The sequence below is a fragment of the Gluconobacter oxydans DSM 3504 genome, from assembly GCF_000583855.1.
In the GTDB taxonomy this organism is placed as follows: Bacteria; Pseudomonadota; Alphaproteobacteria; order Acetobacterales; family Acetobacteraceae; genus Gluconobacter; species Gluconobacter oxydans.
This window is the reverse complement of the sequence record NZ_CP004373.1, coordinates 1595041-1612540: the sequence shown is the minus strand read 5'-3', so window position 1 is coordinate 1612540 and position 17500 is coordinate 1595041. Positions and strand designations below refer to the sequence as shown.

9 protein-coding genes are annotated in these 17500 nt (G+C 59.5%); 5 read left to right on the top strand and 4 right to left on the bottom strand.

From position 1 onward, the window contains the following. The 4 genes from GLS_RS07185 to GLS_RS07170 form a co-directional block, all read right to left on the bottom strand. Entirely contained in the window at window positions 1–3609 is a 3609-nt protein-coding gene (locus tag GLS_RS07185) for a molybdopterin cofactor-binding domain-containing protein (RefSeq protein ID WP_226986540.1), read from the bottom strand. Next, window positions 3606–4082, bottom strand: coding sequence for a (2Fe-2S)-binding protein (locus GLS_RS07180; RefSeq protein WP_041111705.1), 477 nt, complete (start codon window positions 4080–4082; stop codon window positions 3606–3608). Before GLS_RS07180 ends, GLS_RS07185 begins: the two co-directional genes overlap by 4 nt. Window positions 4083–4101: 19 nt before the next feature. Continuing rightward, a complete protein-coding gene (locus GLS_RS07175) occupies window positions 4102–5229 on the bottom strand; it encodes an FAD-dependent monooxygenase (protein WP_041111704.1) in 1128 nt (375 codons plus the stop codon). Window positions 5230–5384: 155 nt separating this feature from the next. Beyond that, complete coding sequence (locus GLS_RS07170) at window positions 5385–5822, bottom strand: MarR family winged helix-turn-helix transcriptional regulator (protein ID WP_226986539.1); 438 nt, start codon at window positions 5820–5822, stop codon at window positions 5385–5387. A 406-nt stretch (window positions 5823–6228) separates the two neighbouring features. On the opposite strand from GLS_RS07170, the gene GLS_RS07165 reads away from it, so the two are divergent. The 5 genes from GLS_RS07165 (at window position 6229) to GLS_RS07145 (ending at window position 17329) form a co-directional block, all read left to right on the top strand. After that, entirely contained in the window at window positions 6229–8607 is a 2379-nt protein-coding gene (locus tag GLS_RS07165) for a TonB-dependent receptor (RefSeq protein WP_052327509.1), read from the top strand. An 86-nt stretch (window positions 8608–8693) separates the two neighbouring features. Next, window positions 8694–10052 carry an MFS transporter gene (locus tag GLS_RS07160; protein WP_041111702.1) on the top strand — a complete coding sequence of 453 codons (1359 nt, stop codon included), beginning with the start codon at window positions 8694–8696 and terminating at the stop codon, window positions 10050–10052. A gap of 1 nt (window position 10053) precedes the next feature. Beyond that, entirely contained in the window at window positions 10054–12459 is a 2406-nt protein-coding gene (locus tag GLS_RS07155; RefSeq protein ID WP_052327508.1) for a beta-glucosidase family protein, read from the top strand. Continuing rightward, window positions 12456–14684: an MGH1-like glycoside hydrolase domain-containing protein gene (locus tag GLS_RS07150; protein WP_041111701.1), complete on the top strand. Its 2229-nt coding sequence runs from the start codon at window positions 12456–12458 to the stop codon at window positions 14682–14684. Before GLS_RS07155 ends, GLS_RS07150 begins: the two co-directional genes overlap by 4 nt. After that, on the top strand, window positions 14681–17329 hold the full coding sequence (locus tag GLS_RS07145) for a hypothetical protein (RefSeq protein WP_041111700.1): 2649 nt from the start codon (window positions 14681–14683) through the stop codon (window positions 17327–17329). The genes GLS_RS07150 and GLS_RS07145 overlap by 4 nt, the downstream gene beginning before the upstream one ends. Window positions 17330–17500 lie beyond the last annotated feature (171 nt).

Below are 17500 nucleotides of genomic sequence, written 5' to 3'. Positions count from 1 at the left end.
TCAATGTCCTCCCTGCAAACGGATCTGCGCACGGATCCGGGCCACATGGGCTTCCAGATCCGTCCATTCAGGCCGACCCGGTGCCATTGTCCGCCGCAGATACGCAACAAGTTCCGCAATCTGCCGGTCAGACAGGATGTCCCCGAATGCCGGCATGGTGGTCGCCTGCCCATAGGCCGGCTCCGACACACCCTTGAGAATGACATGAACAAGATTATCCGGGCTGTCCGCCTGAATATTGCTGTTGAGCGCAAGCTGCGGACGCGCGCCAAACAGATGCACGCCCTCACCTTCATGGCAGCTTGCGCAACTCCCGTTATAGATCCGCGATCCCTCGCCCCGGTCCAGCGCCTGCAGCCCGCGCGCCTGCTCCAGCACCGCATCCCGACGCGCCGCCACGCCTTCAACGGCGTTCCTGCGATCAAAGGACGCAATGTAATGCGCAATCGCCCGCACATCCGCATCTGGCAGAGACGCCATGGAATGAACGACCGGTGCCATCGGCCCGCCCGCCGGACCATGCGCCGGGCTGAACCCCGTCCGCAGATAGGCGTACAGATCGTCCTCGCTCCAGGGCAGCGGAGACTGTGACAGCGTGCTCAGCGCAGGTGCCGACCATCCTTCGGCCTCTCCCCCGGTCAGATACGCACTCTTCCAGCGCTCGGCCCCCAACGCATTACGCGGCGTATGACAAGCCGAGCAGTGCCCCAGCCCTTCCGCCAGATAGGCACCACGGTTCCACTGTTCGGACTGTGCCGGATCGGGCGTGAACGGCGCGGGGTCATGGAACAGCATATTCCACCCCGCCATCGAGAAACGCATGTTGTACGGAAACTTCAGCGCCGTCTTCGGCACCGCATTGCGCACCGGCTTCTGCGACATCAGATAGGCATACAGATCCCGCAAATCCGCATCGCTCGTCTTTGCAAATGCCGTATAGGGAAACGCCGGATAGAGATGCCGCCCGTCCCGGCTGATGCCATGACGCATCGCCCGCTCGAACGCTTCGTAGGACCAGGCCCCAAGCCCGGTATCCACGTCCGGCGTGAGATTGGTGGAATAGATGATCCCGAACGGCGTCTCCAGCGGGAACGCCCCCGCATTCGTCACTCCACCCGGTGCCGTATGGCAGACCGCACAATCCCCCGCAGCCGCCACTTTTTCGCCCCGCGCAATCGCGGCATCGGAAAACAGACCGGCCTCCGGCGGCGAAACCGGCGCAATCGCCGGCCGCCATGGCATCAGCGTCGCCATCAGACCGCCCACCGTCGCAAAAGCCGCCGCAAACGCCCCGCGACGCAGCTTCGCACCCAGCGTGGTCCGTGCCATCGCCGGACGCATTTCCGAACCCGCCACACCCAGCGCCGCCAGTGGTCGCACCGCTTCCGCAGTCAGCGGACCCAGCGCCTCATCCAGCCGCGCCTTAACCTTTTCCGGCGTGAACGGCACATCCCGAAAACGTACCCCCGTTGCGGCATAAAGCGCATTGGCAATCGCCGCCGCACTCGGCACGGACGCGGACTCTCCTGCCCCCAGAGGCGGCTGGTCCTGCCGCTCCATCAGAACGGGCTCGATCGCCGGAAGCTCCGGGAAGGTCAGGATCGGATAGCCGCCCCAGTCCCTGCTCTCCACGCCCTTGTCGTCGAACTGGACCTCTTCGCGCAGGATGCGACTTGTAGACTGGATCACATTACCCTGAAGCTGATGGCGCACCCCGGCCGGGTTCACCATCATGCCCGCATCCTGCCCGACCACCGCCCGCGTGACACTCACCACACCGGACTGACGATCCACTTCGACATCCGCGACCCAGGCCGACCACGCCGCCGCCGTGCCGGGAAACGTCCCATGCACATACTGCGCATAGGCCAGTCCGCGGCCCTTCAGCACACGGGCCTGCGGATCAACCTCGACCGGCCCGGCCCGATACGTCCACCCGGCCCGATCCGCCGTCGCCTTCAAAAGCTCGCAGGCCCGCTGGTCCGGCAAATGCTCCAGACGGTATTCCAGCGGATCGGCCCCGGCCTCCGCCGCCAGCTCGTCGATATAGCTGTCATGCGCAAAGCTGTTCGGAAGTGCCGAGACCCCACGGAACCAGGACGCCCGCGCAATCGGCGGCATATCCTGAACCGTCACCCGTGCGTTGGGATAATCATAGGGCGGAACAGACGTCCGGTCCCCCATCTGCGCCACGGCCGGCACGTCCGCCGGAACAACACCGGTCAGAACCAGCGCGAGCAGCGGCGAGACATTGGACGGATAGCTGGTATCCAGATCATACGCGACGGGCTGTCCGGATGCATCAATTCCGCCCCGGATCCGCACGAGCTGAGCCGCGCCCTTCGGCTCCCAGACATGCTCCTGCTCACGCGAAAGCTGCACCCGCACCGGACGTCCCACCGCACGCGACAGCAGAGCCGCATCGCCGCCCACATCGTCCGCGCAGTTGCGCCCATAGCACCCGGCCGCCTCATGCCGGATGACCTGAATATCAGCCGTGGACAACCCCATCAGCAGCGCCAGGTCCGCGCGCAGCATGTGCGGGTTCTGCGTCCCGGACCAGACTTTCAGCTTGCCATCCTGCCAGTCCGCCACCGAACAGGACGGACCGATAGAACCATGCATCTGGTATGGCCAGAAATATTCCCGTTCCAGAACAGTTTGCGCACCTGCCAGACCGTCTTCAAGCGTGCCGCGATCCAGCACGACGCGCGGTGTCGAAGGATTGTCCCGTACAGCCTCGGCCGGATCGGTCAGATCCGGCAACGCAACAGGCGCCCACTCCACTCGCAATGCCTGCGCGGCGGCCGCAGCCTGCTCTTCACGTTCGGCCACAACACCCACGAAATCGCCGACCACGACCACATCCACCACACCCGGCAGATGCGCCACAGACTCCCGGTCGACCGAAAGCAGCGCCCGCCCGACATACGGCCCATGGTCGTACCCCTCATAAGGTGGCCGCACGACGCGCCCATGCAGCATCCCGTCCACACGCACGTCATGCACATAGACTGCCCGGCCCGTCACCTTGTCCGGAATATCCACGCGCGGCATGTTGCGCCCCACCAGACGATATTCGGACGTGCTTTTCACCGCCGCCGCATCATCCAGCAGAACCCGCAGTTCCACGCCTTCAACCAGATCCCCGATGCGATAGACCCGGTTCGGCAAAGGCGGTTCACAGACCAGTTCGCCATCCCGCAGCGTCATGGTCCCGATCGCTCGGCCTGTCAGTTTTGCTGCACGTTCCAGCAGGAGACGCCGCGCCTGCGCTGCAGCCCGGCGCAGCGGAATGGCCGTGACCTGAATGGTCTCGCTCGCAATCGTCGCACCCTGATCCGGCGTATCCTCGGTATGGCCCAGCACCATCCGCACCCGTGCCGGACGTGCATCAAGCTCTTCCGCCACGATCTGCGCCAGAGACGTCGCAATTCCCGTTCCCAGATCCACATGCCCGCAGAACGCCACGACCTGATCATCAGCCGTGATCCGCAGGAAAATTTCGTCTTTGGGAATGAACCCGCCCCGTGCCGCCAGCCCTTTCGGTGGCTGCGCGGGACGAAAAATGCTGAGAGAACCAGTGGGGAGCGAGGCCTGCGCCATCATGGGTCTCCCTTCACAAGACCCGCCGCAATGCAGGCCGCCTTCATGATTTCGACATGGGTGCCACAGCGGCACAGATTATATCGCAGCGCCTCTCTCAGCGCCGCTTCGTCAGGATCGGGCACGGCATCCAGAAACGCCTTCACCGTCATGACCATTCCGTTAAGGCAATATCCGCATTGCGCGGCCTGTGCCTTGATGAAAGCCTGTTGGACCGGATCGGACCCGTCAGGAGAAAGCCCCTCCAGCGTCACGACGGACTCACATGCGGCGGCCGTTTCGACCCGGACCACACAGCTCCGCGCGGCCTTGCCATCCAGCAGCACGGTACAGGCTCCGCATTCTCCCAGTCCGCACCCGAATTTCGGACCATTCAGACCGAGATCATTGCGCAGCACTGTCAGAAGCGGTGTGCCGGGGGCAGCGTGAACCTTGCGCCGTTCCCCGTTCACCATCAGAAAGACGCTGTCCGTCATAGCGTCCCTCTCCTTCACGTCAGGACGTCAGCTTCAGGTCATAGACATTGTCGCCGTAGCACCAGTACGGATCCTCCGGCTGACGCAGCCAGGTGTTGGCGTTGGAGATCGTCTGGACCTTGGTCGCACGCTCTTTGCGGGCACGGTAATAAGCCTCGAACGTCCCTTCCAGATCGGCAACGCCAAGCTCGCTCAGGCAACGCGTCAGAACCGCGGCATCCTCGACGGCCATGGCTGCACCCTGCGCCATGTGGGGCTTCATCGGATGACAGGAATCGCCCAGAAGCACCACGCGGCCCTCATGCCATTTCGGAAGCGGCTCACGCGTCTTGAGCGGCCATTTCGTCACGGTTTCCGCCGCATCGATATAGCCCTGAACCATCGGATGGTAATCCGCGAACGCCGCCTTGAACTCTTCACGCGTGGAAGGAAGCTGACCGGCGCGACTGGTCCATTCCGCCGGCTCTCCCGTCACAAGATAGAATTCCTCTTCCTTGCGATCGAGGTAATAGCAGACGATATGGCGGTCCACAGTCCACCACTTGGCATTGACATCCGCGCCCAGAGCCTTTGCGACCGCACCGGGGATAATCGCCCGATGCGCGATCCAGCCGGTATAGAGAGCCTCTTCCAGACCAAAGATTTTCTCGCGTACACGCGAGTTGATCCCGTCTGCTGCAACCAGAATATCTACCGTGTCCGTGGATCCGTTCTCGAATTCCAGCGAAACGGTCTTCCCGTTATCCGTGAAGTCGACGAGTTTGTGCCCCCATTTGATGCGGTCGGGCTCAATGCAGTCCAGCATCGCCTGATGCAGATCACCGCGATGAATGGTGATGTAAGGCGCGCCGTAACGATCACGCTCTGCATTCAGCGGGATTTTTGCGAGAACCGCTCCATCCGCTCCGTTCCGGCTGACCCAGTAGTCCGGAAGACAGGAAATTTCCTCGAGTTTCTTATCCAGGCCATCAAGATGAGCAAGGATTTTCAGGACGTTGGGGCCAAACTGGATACCTGCCCCCAGTCGGGAAAAACCGGGAGCCTGATCATAAAGCGTTACGTCAAAACCCTGACACTGCAAAAGTCCTGCTGCAGCAACGCCGCCAAGACCAGCCCCCACAATACCGACCCGAACACCACCCGACATCTGATTGCCCTTCTGCTGCTGGCCATCGCGGAGCAAGAGAGCTCAACAATAATGGCGTACACACGATATATGGATAATTCACAGCCCTCCTTGGAACGTCAAGCGAATTATGACGATTCCGTTTCGTTTCCTGTGAGGGATATATCCTGTGGTTTTCAGTCTTCGAAAAATGCCAGTTTTCTGAGGATATGCAGCGCCGCAATCCTCTCGCACTCATCAAGAGGCGCCAGTGTTCGTGCGGTTACGTCAGCGGCACTCGGAATGGTGCTCTCCACAAGAGCAAGCCCTTCTGCTGTCAGGGAGACGATACGCTGCCTGCGATCATTGCGATCCTGGACGATGCTCAACAGCCCTCTCTTGCGCAGACGCATGACGATATCACGCAGAGTTGCGTGATCGATGCCGGTTGCCGCGCTGATCTGTACGAGGGGCGCCTCTTTCAGGCGATGAACCGTCACCATGGTCGCAAACTGGGCGGAGGTCAGCCGATCATCGGGAATTTCACGCTGGAAGATGATTGTGTGCCGCTGATAGGCACGCCGGAGAAGATATCCGATCTGATTGCAAAGTTCGTAATCTGCATCATGCGACATCGGATTTTTCTCCATTAAAACCATCCAGGATTCTTACAGGCTCCGGGAGGATTGTATATTCAAATTTCCCGGTCGTACTTCCCTCCCACGAGAATAAGGACAACACCCCATGCCGCATCCCGGATATCCCGACCGGCCATCCCCGGCCACACGAAATTCAGCATGACATGCAGCCATGATTAATGACGTACACACCACGGAAAGGCTTATATCTGTCCGAGGCACATAGCAGCAGAAGCAGAAAACAGTGGCAGCAATACAATGCTTTTTGCGAATTTCTTTTTTGTTGCAGAATCGAATTGTCGTTCATATTGTCGTTTACACGTTATAAAATCGCAACGTAGCGTTCCCCGGTTATCCAGATTGCCACCCCGTCAGACCCGTGTGAGGGCAAGGATTGATCTCAATGCGTATCGTCACCCAGAACAAGCTCGCGTTACGCCACATGGCTCTGCTTTCCACAGTGCTGGCCCTCATTCCCTCATACGGATGGACGGCAGAAAAACCACAGCATGTCCGCAAGGGGAAAGCGCATCCGCTTCACACGGCCCCCAAGCCAGGAACCCCTGCCGCACACCACGCCTCAACCCGCCCTGTGCAGCCCGAACTCATGCAGGTCCAGGGGCGACGCGTTTCGCATGGGGCACAGACTGTCATCTCCCAACACGTCTTTACGAACGCCGTTGCCGGAACCTCCGTCATGAAAGCGTTGCAGAACGTGCCAGGTGTGCTGTTTCAGTCGGACGATGCGCAGGGCGTCGATACGGGCGGCGTCAAGCTCTACATCCACGGGTTTTCGCAGAACCAGATCGGCTTTTCACTGGACGGCATTCCACTCGGCGAGTCCGTCTACCGTAACTATAATGGTCTGAACGCTGTCGCCGCACTGTCGTCCGAGAACGTCGGCCATATGGAGATGTCGCAGGGTGCCGGCGCCGTGGACATGCCCAGCACCAACGTGCTCGGCGGTGCGATTATGATTTCGTCGTCTGATCCCAAGGACAAGTTCGGTGGCACCCTTGCCGCAACGGGTGGCAGCAACGCCACTACGCATGCCTTCATCCGCATCGACAGCGGCAAGCTGAACCCCACCGGGACCAAGTTCTACGTGTCCTACATGCGCAATGACACAAAGCTGTGGAAAGGATACGGCACCCAGTTCTTCCAGCAGGCCAACCTGAAACTGGTGCAGCCGATCCACAACGAAAGCAGCGTCTCGCTCCTGTTCGACTGGGCAGACGTCCAGCAGTTCAACTACCAGTCCGAAACACTGGAGACGGTCCAGAAGCTGGGCTACGGCATCTCCAACTATTATCCGAATTACCGGCTGGCCTATAACGCCGCGCAGGGCATCTACTCGCACGGCGAAGACACGACCAGCGACCCGAAGGATGTGTCCTACTATGCCGGAACGACAGCGTCACGCGATCTGCTGGGCGGGCTGAATTTTCATCTGAAGCTGGCGGATCACCTGCGATGGGATTCCGTTGTGTATGGCCACAACCAGAAGGCCAATACCCAGTGGTCCGATCCGTGGATGGCGTCAGCGAACGGCGCGCCCCTGTCCGAAATCGTCAAGCAACCCGACATCCAGCGCTTCGGCCTCACATCGAGCATGACGTATGATATCGGCAAGCACGAAATTCATGGCGGCATCTGGTACGAGAACAACAAATACGTCTCGAACATGTTCGCCTATAACGACCCGCTTCTTGCGGACGGGCAGACGTTGACGCCCAACCCTTTCCGCAAATGGTCCGATCCTTTCGCGAAGCTCTGGGGCCAGACCTACAATACCAACACAATGCAGACCTATATTGAGGACACCTGGCGCCCGGTCAAAAACCTGTCGCTTCATGCCGGTTTCAAGTCCATGCTGAGCACGACCCGTGTCGGGCAGACCGGAAATTACGAACCCTATACCGGCACCAATGCCCTTGCCGGCGGCGTGGGCCTGACGACATTCGGAGCATTCCTGCCGCATTTCAGCGGGGACTGGCATTTCCTGACGCATCATGAGCTGTATTTCGACATTGCCAAGAACATGCGCGCCTATCCGGAAAGCGGCTATCACCTTTCGGCCTCGCCGTTTGCCGTCTCGCAGGAGGCCTTCGACCTGTCACGCAGCTCCGTCAAACCCGAGACCAGCTGGGCCTACTCGGTCGGCTACCGCTTCACGCAGCGCCGTGTGGATTTCTCGGTCAGCGCCTATCGCGTGAACTTCTCGAACCGTCTGGGCGCGCTGGTCCAAGGCAGCCAGACCAACCCGCAGACAACGGTGCTGAACCTCGGCGGCGTCACAATGAACGGCGTGGATGCAGGCCTGACCCTGCGTCCCCTGCGGGGCCTCTCGATCTTCAACTCAATCAGCTACAACCACTCGACATACGACAACAACATCACCCAGCAGGGCACGACCTATGCCACCAAGGGCAAGCATGTCGTGAACTACCCGGACCTGATGTACAAGGCGACGGCGGAATACACCTACAAGAAAGCCAGCTTCAACATCGACGCCCTCTACACCAGCAGCCGTCCGTTCAGCTACACGAACGACACGTCCCTTCCGTCCTACTGGCTGGTCAATTTCGGAGCGCGCTACAATTTCGGCCGCATCGGACGTCTGGAAAATCTGACGGCATCGTTTAACGTCACCAACCTGACAGGGTCGCGCTACCTGATCATGACCGGCGATGACGGCGGCAATCCGCTTTCGGGCGATTACCAGTCGCTGGTCGTGGGCGCACCCCGCCAGTTCTTCGGTGGAATAAAGGCAGACTTCTGACATAACCCTGTCCGGATCGGACATCCTTCCAGGACTGCCTTTCCGGATTGATGGAAAGGCAGCCATGCCCCCAAACGGATGGCTGCATGAACGGTACGATGAACAACCAGCGCCCTGCCCTGTGGGAGCGGATGAGCTTCGGCTTCGGCGATCTGGCAGGGAATGCCCTGTTCGGAATTACCGGGGCCTATCTCATCTATTATTACACCAATGTTTACGGTATTTCCGCGTCTTCCGTTGCTCTGCTGATGCTTCTGGCACGTGTGGTCGACAGCGTGGTGGACCCGGTCATCGGATATCTGATCGACCATCGCATCCTGTTCAGGGGGCGCGTCCGACCCTACCTGAAATGGTTTTCGCTACCACTCGGCTTCCTGACATTCTGCTGCTTTCTGCCCCTGCCGTTTGGGTCAGGCGGACGCCTTGCCTGGGCCTATGCCACCTATCTTGTGATGGGGGTGCTTTTCTCGCTCGTCATCGTACCTTACGGGCTGTTGCCCAATGTCATGACCCGCAACCGGGAAGACCGTCTCTCCCTGTCCACTTTCCGTATGATGGGCGCAACACTTGCAACATTTCTGGTTGGATCATCCATCCTGCCCATGGTGCACCTGTTTGGCGGGGGCAACGAAAAGCTGGGGTACCCGCTGGCGATGGCCATTGCGGGAGCGACAGGCGGAGGGCTGGCGCTCATTCCCTTCTTCACCTGCCGCGAGCGCTACGAACTGGAAGCGAATGACAGTCCCGTCCAGGTTCTGCTCGGCTCCCTGTTCCACAACCGGGCATGGGTGATCGTCACGATCGTGCTGAGCCTGTTCTATATTAACCTGACGGCATTCTACGGCCTGTCGATCTACTATGCGACGGAAGTCCTACATCGCCCGCAGTATTTCGGGGGGATGCTCATTTCGATGATGGGGGCCAGCAAGGTTCTGGGGGTAACCTGCTCGCCCTGGCTTGCCCGACATGTCGGACAGAAGCTGACGATTGTTTTGCCCTACATCCTGTCTGCCATGGGGCTGGCGCTCTTTGCATATGGCCCGAATAGTGCAGCTTATCTTGTCGCAGTCTTCGGACTGATCTGCTTTTTCCAGGGCATGACACTGCCGGTTTTCTACGCAATGGTCGCGGATTCCATCGATTACGGCACGGCTGTTACTGGTGTAACGGCATCCGGAATGGCCTATTCCGTGAACAGCTTTGCGGGAAAGGTCGCCTGGGCCATCGGCGGCTCGCTTTCCGCGGCAATTCTGGGCTGGGGCGGCTATGTTCCCCATGCCGCCATCCAGACCCACACTGCCCGCGCCTTCATCACGTTCGGTTTTCTGGGCGTGCCTGCCTGCGTCGCCCTGTTCTCCGTCCTGATTATCCTGCTTTACCCTTCCGAGGCCGAGATGACGCGCATCCTCCAGCCGGAGCCCCCTGTTGAGCCACAGAGCATCTGACATGACGCACGCATTCGGCAGGGAAGCCGCCACGATCGTCGCGCAGATGACGATTCCGGAAAAACTCGACCTCGTCTGTGGCAATGGCCTGTGGCGTACAACAGGCGTGCCCCGTCTGGGGCTGCCCTCTCTGCTGATGGTCGATGGGTCCAACGGACTGCGCGTCGTGCCGGACCAGATCTCTACAGATACGCAGAATGCCGATCTCGGGGCGTTCCTTGATGCCGTTGATACAACGGACGATCCGGAAAACCGGGACAGCAATGTCCTGCTCGGCAAGAGCGTGCCGGCAACATGCTTTCCAGCACTTTCGGTTCTGGCCAACAGCTGGGACATCGCGCTGGCCCATGAGGTCGGAACAGCACTGGCGATCGAATGCCGTGCTGCGGGCGCCCAGATCCTGCTCGGGCCCGGGATCAACCTGCGACGCTCACCGCTGGCAGGTCGGGGGTTCGAGTATTTCAGCGAAGACCCGGTCCTGACGGGAGAAATGGCAGCTGGCGTCATCCGCGGTCTTCAGGACAGGGGCGTGGGGGCATCGCTCAAGCATTTTGCGTGCAACAATTCCGAAGTTGAGCGCATCAGCATGGATTCCGTCGTCGAACCCCGCGCGCTGCACGAACTCTATCTTCTGGGCTTCGAGCGTGCGATCGCCAGAAGCAGTCCGTGGACGGTCATGACGTCCTACAACCGGCTCAACGGGATCCAGACATCCCAGAACCCCTGGCTCCTACGCGGTGTCCTGCGCGGACGATGGCAGTATGACGGCGCGGTCATGTCCGACTGGCACGGAATTCAGGATCTCCCCGCCGCTTTGAAGGCGGGGAACGATCTGGATATGCCGTTCAATGCCGCCCGCAGACGACGGCTTGAAAACGCAGTCCTGAACGGGAGTATGCCCGAAACTACACTGGACGAAGCCTGCACCCATATCGCGGCCCTTACCCTGCGGATCGTGGATGCCCAGCGCAGACTGCCCGTCACACGCCCGGATTTCGCGGCCCATCACGACCTCGCCCGCAAGGCCGCCTCCCGCGCCTGCGTTCTGCTGAGCAACCGGAACGACGTCCTGCCCCTCACCCCTGAGCCCGGCGAACGCCTGCTGGTCATTGGCACAGGCGCGGTCTCACCCGAAATCCAGGGTGCGGGCAGCGCCGCTGTACGGCCCATCCAATGCGATATTCCGCTGGAGTGCCTGAAAGCGACTGCACCTGAAGGCGTATCCATCCGCTGGGAACCTGGCTGGAGCGCGGATGGCGACCATGACGCGCAACGTCTGGCCGCTGCCCTTGCCGCAGCATGCACAGCTGAAACCGTCATCATCTTTGCCTCAACGCCGCCCTGCGTCAGTGGCGAAAATGCCGACCGGCCCGATCTAAATCTTTGCCCGGCACATGATGATCTGATTACCGAACTGACGAAGATTCATGACAGGATCGTGGTGGTCCTGACACATCCGGACGCTGTCGTGCTGCCATGGGCCGATAACGTGCAGGCCATCCTCTCGGCAGGCTATGCAGGGGCCGGATTTGGGCAGGCCGTCGCCGATATCCTGTTCGGGCATGCCAATCCTTCCGGCAAGACGTCCGTCACATGGCCTGTGCGACCGGAAGACTGCCCGGCCTTTCTGGGATATCCCGGTGAACAGGGGACGCACCTGTACCGGGAAGGTATTTTCGTCGGATATCGTTTTTTCGACATTCGCCGGATCCAACCTCTTTTCCCGTTCGGCCACGGCCTGTCCTACACGTCCTTCACCTATGACGTGCTGGAACTGGCAACCGAAGGAGAGGCTGTTACCGTCAGATTCACACTCTCCAACACCGGCACCCGGGCCGGTTGGGAAGTCTGCCAGCTTTACCTCGGGCGCAGTCCGAACGCTCCCAACCGCGCACTCCCCCATCATCCACTCCGGGCCCTGAAAGGGTTTGCGACGGTGCATCTGGAAGCGGGCGAAAGCCGCGTCGTGGACATGACGCTGGACCGCCGCGATCTCGCCTATTTCGACACCGTGCGTGAGGACTGGACCGTCCCCACTGGAACGGTCAGCATCGAAATCGGGGCATCCTCCCGCGATATCCGCCTTGTCACGGAACTGCATGTCGCGGGAGACGCTACTCCAGCACGATGGCTCAACCTGCACACCCCGCCCGGACAGGCGCTGGAGGTTGCGGGCGTACAGGACGATCTGGTCACATGGCTTGCCGATGTGACGGGCGCGAGCATCGCCGAGATCGAAACACGGCTTGCCCCCTGCTGCCGTTCCTTCCTCGGCATTTACGACACACTTTGCTGGTCATTCGGGCTTGAGCTGGACGAAACCCGGCTGACACAGATCCTTGACGACGCCAACAGACGCAGTGGCGCAAGAAAACCCGGACATCGCAGCGAACTGGATCCGTCATGATTGTTGAGAGCACCGTGCCCCCGGCCCGCGCATGGAACACCTGGTCTGACCGCCCGGCGGCAATGACATTCCTGCCACTTGGTATTCATGTAACACCCCTGCTTTATTCCACCAGTCAGCGCCGCGCGACGCTGCTCCCGCCGGGCAAGGACCTGCTGTTCGGCTGCCATGACACAGACGGACGGCTGGTGGAGTTCAAGACCCGACATGGCGGAACAGAAATCGCATTCCGCTACGAAAAAGACGATCCCTACTGCCTGCAGGGCGCATGGGACGGACAGGTTCTCGCGGAATGGGGACTGCGTTACTGGCTGACATTGTGCCTGTCTGCCGAGTGCGGCGCCACCGTGACCTATAACGGAGAGGCCGCCGTTATCCGGCTGGGCTATCGGTATGTGGCCCTGATGGGCAACATGGCCCCCGTTCAGGTCACGGCCCATGAGACGCTGGAAGCCGCAGCAAAAGATTTCGACGATAACGGCTATTTCCATACGTCCAGCAGAGGCACGTCTGCCCCCGTCATCGCATTACGGTTCAATCTGGAAATGATGCGCAAAGGACGGTTTGCCGCAGCCGTCGCGGACAGCGAAGAACTGGCCGTAGCAAAAGCCCGAGCTGCCCTCGACGGTTCATCCGCACCAAATCCTCTTGCCCTGCCTGCTCAGACCGGACGTCACGCCGGAGCGCTGGATGCCGTGCGCGACGTCATGGCCTGGAACACCATGTATGACGGCATCAACCGCCGCCCCTATACCTCCGTCAGCCGGATCTGGAATCTCGGGAAATTCGCAGTCTGGTATAATGACCAGACTTACGCAGCCTTAATGACCGGCCTGCTCGACGGACAGGTGGCACGCGAGAACATGGCCGTCGCAACGGCGAGTGCCACGCCACAGGGCAATTTCGCCTGTATCGCCACATCGAACGACAGCTGGGTGGACCGGACGCAGGCCCCCAACGGCGCATTCATGACGTGGATGATCTATCTGCGCCATCGCGACAGATCCTTTCTCGAATGTCATTACGAGGCCCTGTCCCGCAACCAGTTCTGGTGGCGCAGAGAACGTGACCCTGACGGCATGGGACTTGTCTCCTGCGGTACATCCGATGTCGGAGAGGCCCTGTACAAGGGGACGCATTTCGGCGCCCGCAACGAAACGGGCATGGATAATTCCCCGACCCATGACGAAGCGATCTACGATCCACAAACACGCACGCTGTCCCTGCTTGATGTCGGGCTCAACTGTTCTCTGGCGCTCGATGCGGAATGTCTGGCCCATATGGCACGCGCACTGGGACGCATAGAAGACGCACAGACCTTTGACGCTCTGGCAGAAGAGACCCGGAGCAAAATTCGCGAGCATCTGTGGGATAGTGAACGCGGCATTTTTGCCAATCGCCAGCGTCATGGCGGGTTCGTGCGCAGTGTCGGACCCACGAGCTTCTTTCCGCTCATCTGCCGCGCCGCCACACCGGAACAGGCCCACTCCCTGATCGGTCACCTCTCAGATCCCAAACGTTTCGGCGGCCCATACATGATCCCGAATGTCAGCCGGGATGATCCAGCCTTTGCGGACAACGTCTACTGGCGCGGCCGGATCTGGCCAAACGTGAATTACTTCATCTGGCACGGCCTGCGACGGTACGGCTTCCTTGCCGAGGCATCGATGCTCGCTGAACGCAGCATGGCCCTGTTCAACCAGTCATGGACGGAGCGCAGGATCGCAGCGGAAAACTATTCCTCCACAACCGGCGAAGCCGACGACCAGCCGGATACCGATCTGTTCCTGTCCTGGGGCGCAATGCTGCCGATGCTGGGTGTCGCGGACGTCATGGACATCAATCCCTGGGCAGGCTGGGAACTCCACAACACGGGCGCGGACGTCACTCTGGGCCCGATCCACACCCCGATCGGACAGGTCGTCCTGAGCGTTGCACAGGGTCGCATGATCCTCTGCCGTGGACAGGAAGAGATCCTGTCCTGGACGGGAACAGGCCGTCTGACAGAACTCACGATCAGCGAGGGGCTTCTGAGCTGCCGCATCCATGCCGCTGACGGGCAGCAGGGCGTCCTGACACCCGGTCCGGCCTATGCGGCACGGATCGTGGAAAGCCGTCTGGATGGCAAATCCCTCCCTGTCACACAGAACCCGGACATAGACCTGTCCCATGCCCATCCCGGGCAGCGCCTCGATCTTTATCTCACTCCGCCGGATATGGTGTGACCACGACAGCCTTGCCCGACTGGTTCCAGACACCCGAAAACCGCTTCCGGACGGCGGCCTTCTGGTTCTGGCATCACCTGCCCACACCCCAAATGTGCCGCGAGGCCATCGCAGACATGAAGCGCGCCGGGCTGGGCTGCATTCTCGTGCAGGCCCGGCTTGCCATGCCGCTATCCGATTATCTTTCCCCGGACTATCTGGCCCTGTGCCGTCTCGTCTCGGATCTGGCCGAGGAACACGGACTCACCATCCAGATCTACGATGAGTATGGCTGGATGTCGGGTCACGGAGGCGGACGCACCGTTCAGGACGCGGACCACCTCCGTGAACGGCACCTGTTCTGGACATCCGGCCTCCTCCGGAAGGGGCAGGTTACGCTCCGGATTTCCGACATCAACACCACATTTCTGGACTTCCTCGGCCCGGCCGGACGACGCTGGACATATGATGGCGGCGAGCCCCGATGGGGTCTGTGGCAGATCGTGGGCGGTGGCATCATATCCTCCCGGACGACGCTTCAGCCTTCGCAGATCACGTTTTCCGAAACGGACGAGGCAGGCTGTACGGTACAGATCACTGCTCCGGATCTGCCAGACGACACCCAGGTCGCCGTCTTCGTGGCAGCAACGTGTCTGACCTCCCGGCTGATCAATTACCTTCTGCCAGAAGCAGCAGAACGCTTTACCGACCGCGTTTATGCACCTTTGCAGGACGCCTTTCCGAAAGCCGAGGCATTTTTCTTCGATCATCCCTATGCCGGTTTCTACACATGGAACGGCCAGAATTCAGGCACTGAAGCCGATGCCATCCGCAATTCCCTCCTCTGGGATGACAGCCTCCTTCATACCGGGATAAACTGCGCTGACCTTCTGGACGCGGTTTACGGCACAGACCTTCAAGCCGCATCCCGCCGCGCTGACGTATTCGAAATCTATTCCAGGCAGATGCATCAGGCCTTCTTCGGCACTTTGAGACGATGGTGTGATGCACACGACATTGGTCTCACCGGCCATGAACTCCTACCCCATGTCGGCGGCTGGAAACTGCTTGGCGGCCTGGGAAGCATTGATGCCCGTGTCGCACCGGGGGTCGATTATTTCGAAGTCGATAGTTTCAGAACCCAGACAGTCACTGATGCCGCCGATTACCGTCCCCAGCTTTCCTCCATACTGGGGGACTCTCTGGCCCGCGCGCATGGCCGCACACGATGCACGGTCGAACAGTATTCGACCGGACGGGAAGCAGGCAGGCCGTCACTATACGGACAATGGGATCTTTCACTCTCTCGGCTACGCGCCCAGATGATCCGTCATATCCTTCAAGGCGCACGCCGCGTTCTACTCCATGCCCTCTTCCTGCCAGACGCGATTCATCCGAACCCCTCTCACCAGTCCGATCCTCGTTTCGACTTCGCACCTGGATTCAACCTGCAACCCTGGTGGGACGACGCACCGGACCTTCTGGAAGAAGTTGCCCGTCTCTCTGCATTTCTGGAAGACGGGACACCTATAAGATCGGTCGCTCTGTTCTATCCCCTGGAAGATCTCAGGGAAGGTAATAATATACCAGACTGCGCAGTTCATTTCGGCCTCTGGGCCGAGGCATTGATGGATGCAGGCGTCGAATATACCATTATCGACGAAAGACAGATCCGCGAGGACACTGTATGCAACGGCTGGCTGCATCTGGTTTCAGGTCAGTTCGATACGCTCATTCTACCAGCCGTCACCGTCGTCCGGGATCCTCAAACCCTCTCTATCCTCCAAGAATTCTCCTGTACCGGAGGACGCCTGCTCAGATCAGGTGCAGCTGTAACAACTTCCCGAAATGACAGAACGCGGCGCATCGAAGGGCCGGTTACCACAACTTCGGAAATTACTCGCCTTATCAAAGAGACCTTCCCCCCACCTCTCCTGTCAATTGAAGGCCAACCCCAAAGGATTACATTACAAAAATTGACGCCCTCCTTGCTACGCATAGCTATCTTCAATGATTCAGATCAGGAAAGAACCGCCAGACTTGCTCCAGCACCTCAGGAACGAGTTCTTCTAGAGTGGAGATGCGATACGGCGGTGGCAATGTCACCGGTTTTTGTACCCGCCAATACGGCATTCACCCTCTTCCTGATGCCCCGTCAGCTTTCAACTTTTGAATTATCTGTGACAACAGCAGCACCCCATTGTTTCCCCGTGAAGAATAAAGTCTCCCTCCCGGCTCCTTACAAAAAGATGCTCGAAAACGGATGGATCTTTCAGGCCGGTCCAGAGAGCCGTCCGGTACCTATCGCCGTTGAATGCGGCTGGGAACAACAGGGATTTGAGCATTTTTCCGGCATAGGCATTTATACTCTACACCTATCTAATTTTAAGAGACCTCATAAAGAACCTCTTCACCTAGTCTTACCAAAAATTGCAGGCACAGTGAAATTGTTCGTTAATGGAGCGTATATAGGAAAGAGTACCGAAAATAGAGCCTCATTTATTCTCCCTACACCAAATAAATACCTTAAAATCATTTTACATGTCCACAATACCATCGCAAATACTCTATATCCCGCAATGGATTTATCCTTAGACCCAAAAATATTTACTTCCGGTCTACTGAATCCCCCCTATATATGGAACGGGATTGCTCAAATAAAGTAGGTTATCTGAGCGATATGATACCCCCGATTTGAAGCTTCGCGGTGAGTCTCTTGGACTAAACAGCTCTCCGCCCCCCCCCGGCCTTCAAACGCGAAAACCCCCACGAACCAGTTGGTTTCGTGGGGGTTTCAGGCACCTAGTGCAGGGATCTATGGTTGCGGGGGCAGGATT

Excerpts from the sequence above, each read along its gene's own strand:
- GLS_RS07185 (WP_226986540.1), bottom strand. The coding sequence starts at position 3,609 with ATGATGGCGCAGGCCTCGCTCCCCACTGGTTCTCTCAGCATTTTTCGT.
- GLS_RS07180 (WP_041111705.1), bottom strand. The coding sequence starts at position 4,082 with ATGACGGACAGCGTCTTTCTGATGGTGAACGGGGAACGGCGCAAGGTT.
- GLS_RS07175 (WP_041111704.1), bottom strand. The coding sequence starts at position 5,229 with ATGTCGGGTGGTGTTCGGGTCGGTATTGTGGGGGCTGGTCTTGGCGGC.
- GLS_RS07170 (WP_226986539.1), bottom strand. The coding sequence starts at position 5,822 with ATGTCGCATGATGCAGATTACGAACTTTGCAATCAGATCGGATATCTT.
- GLS_RS07165 (WP_052327509.1), top strand. The coding sequence starts at position 6,229 with ATGCGTATCGTCACCCAGAACAAGCTCGCGTTACGCCACATGGCTCTG.
- GLS_RS07160 (WP_041111702.1), top strand. The coding sequence starts at position 8,694 with ATGAACGGTACGATGAACAACCAGCGCCCTGCCCTGTGGGAGCGGATG.
- GLS_RS07155 (WP_052327508.1), top strand. The coding sequence starts at position 10,054 with ATGACGCACGCATTCGGCAGGGAAGCCGCCACGATCGTCGCGCAGATG.
- GLS_RS07150 (WP_041111701.1), top strand. The coding sequence starts at position 12,456 with ATGATTGTTGAGAGCACCGTGCCCCCGGCCCGCGCATGGAACACCTGG.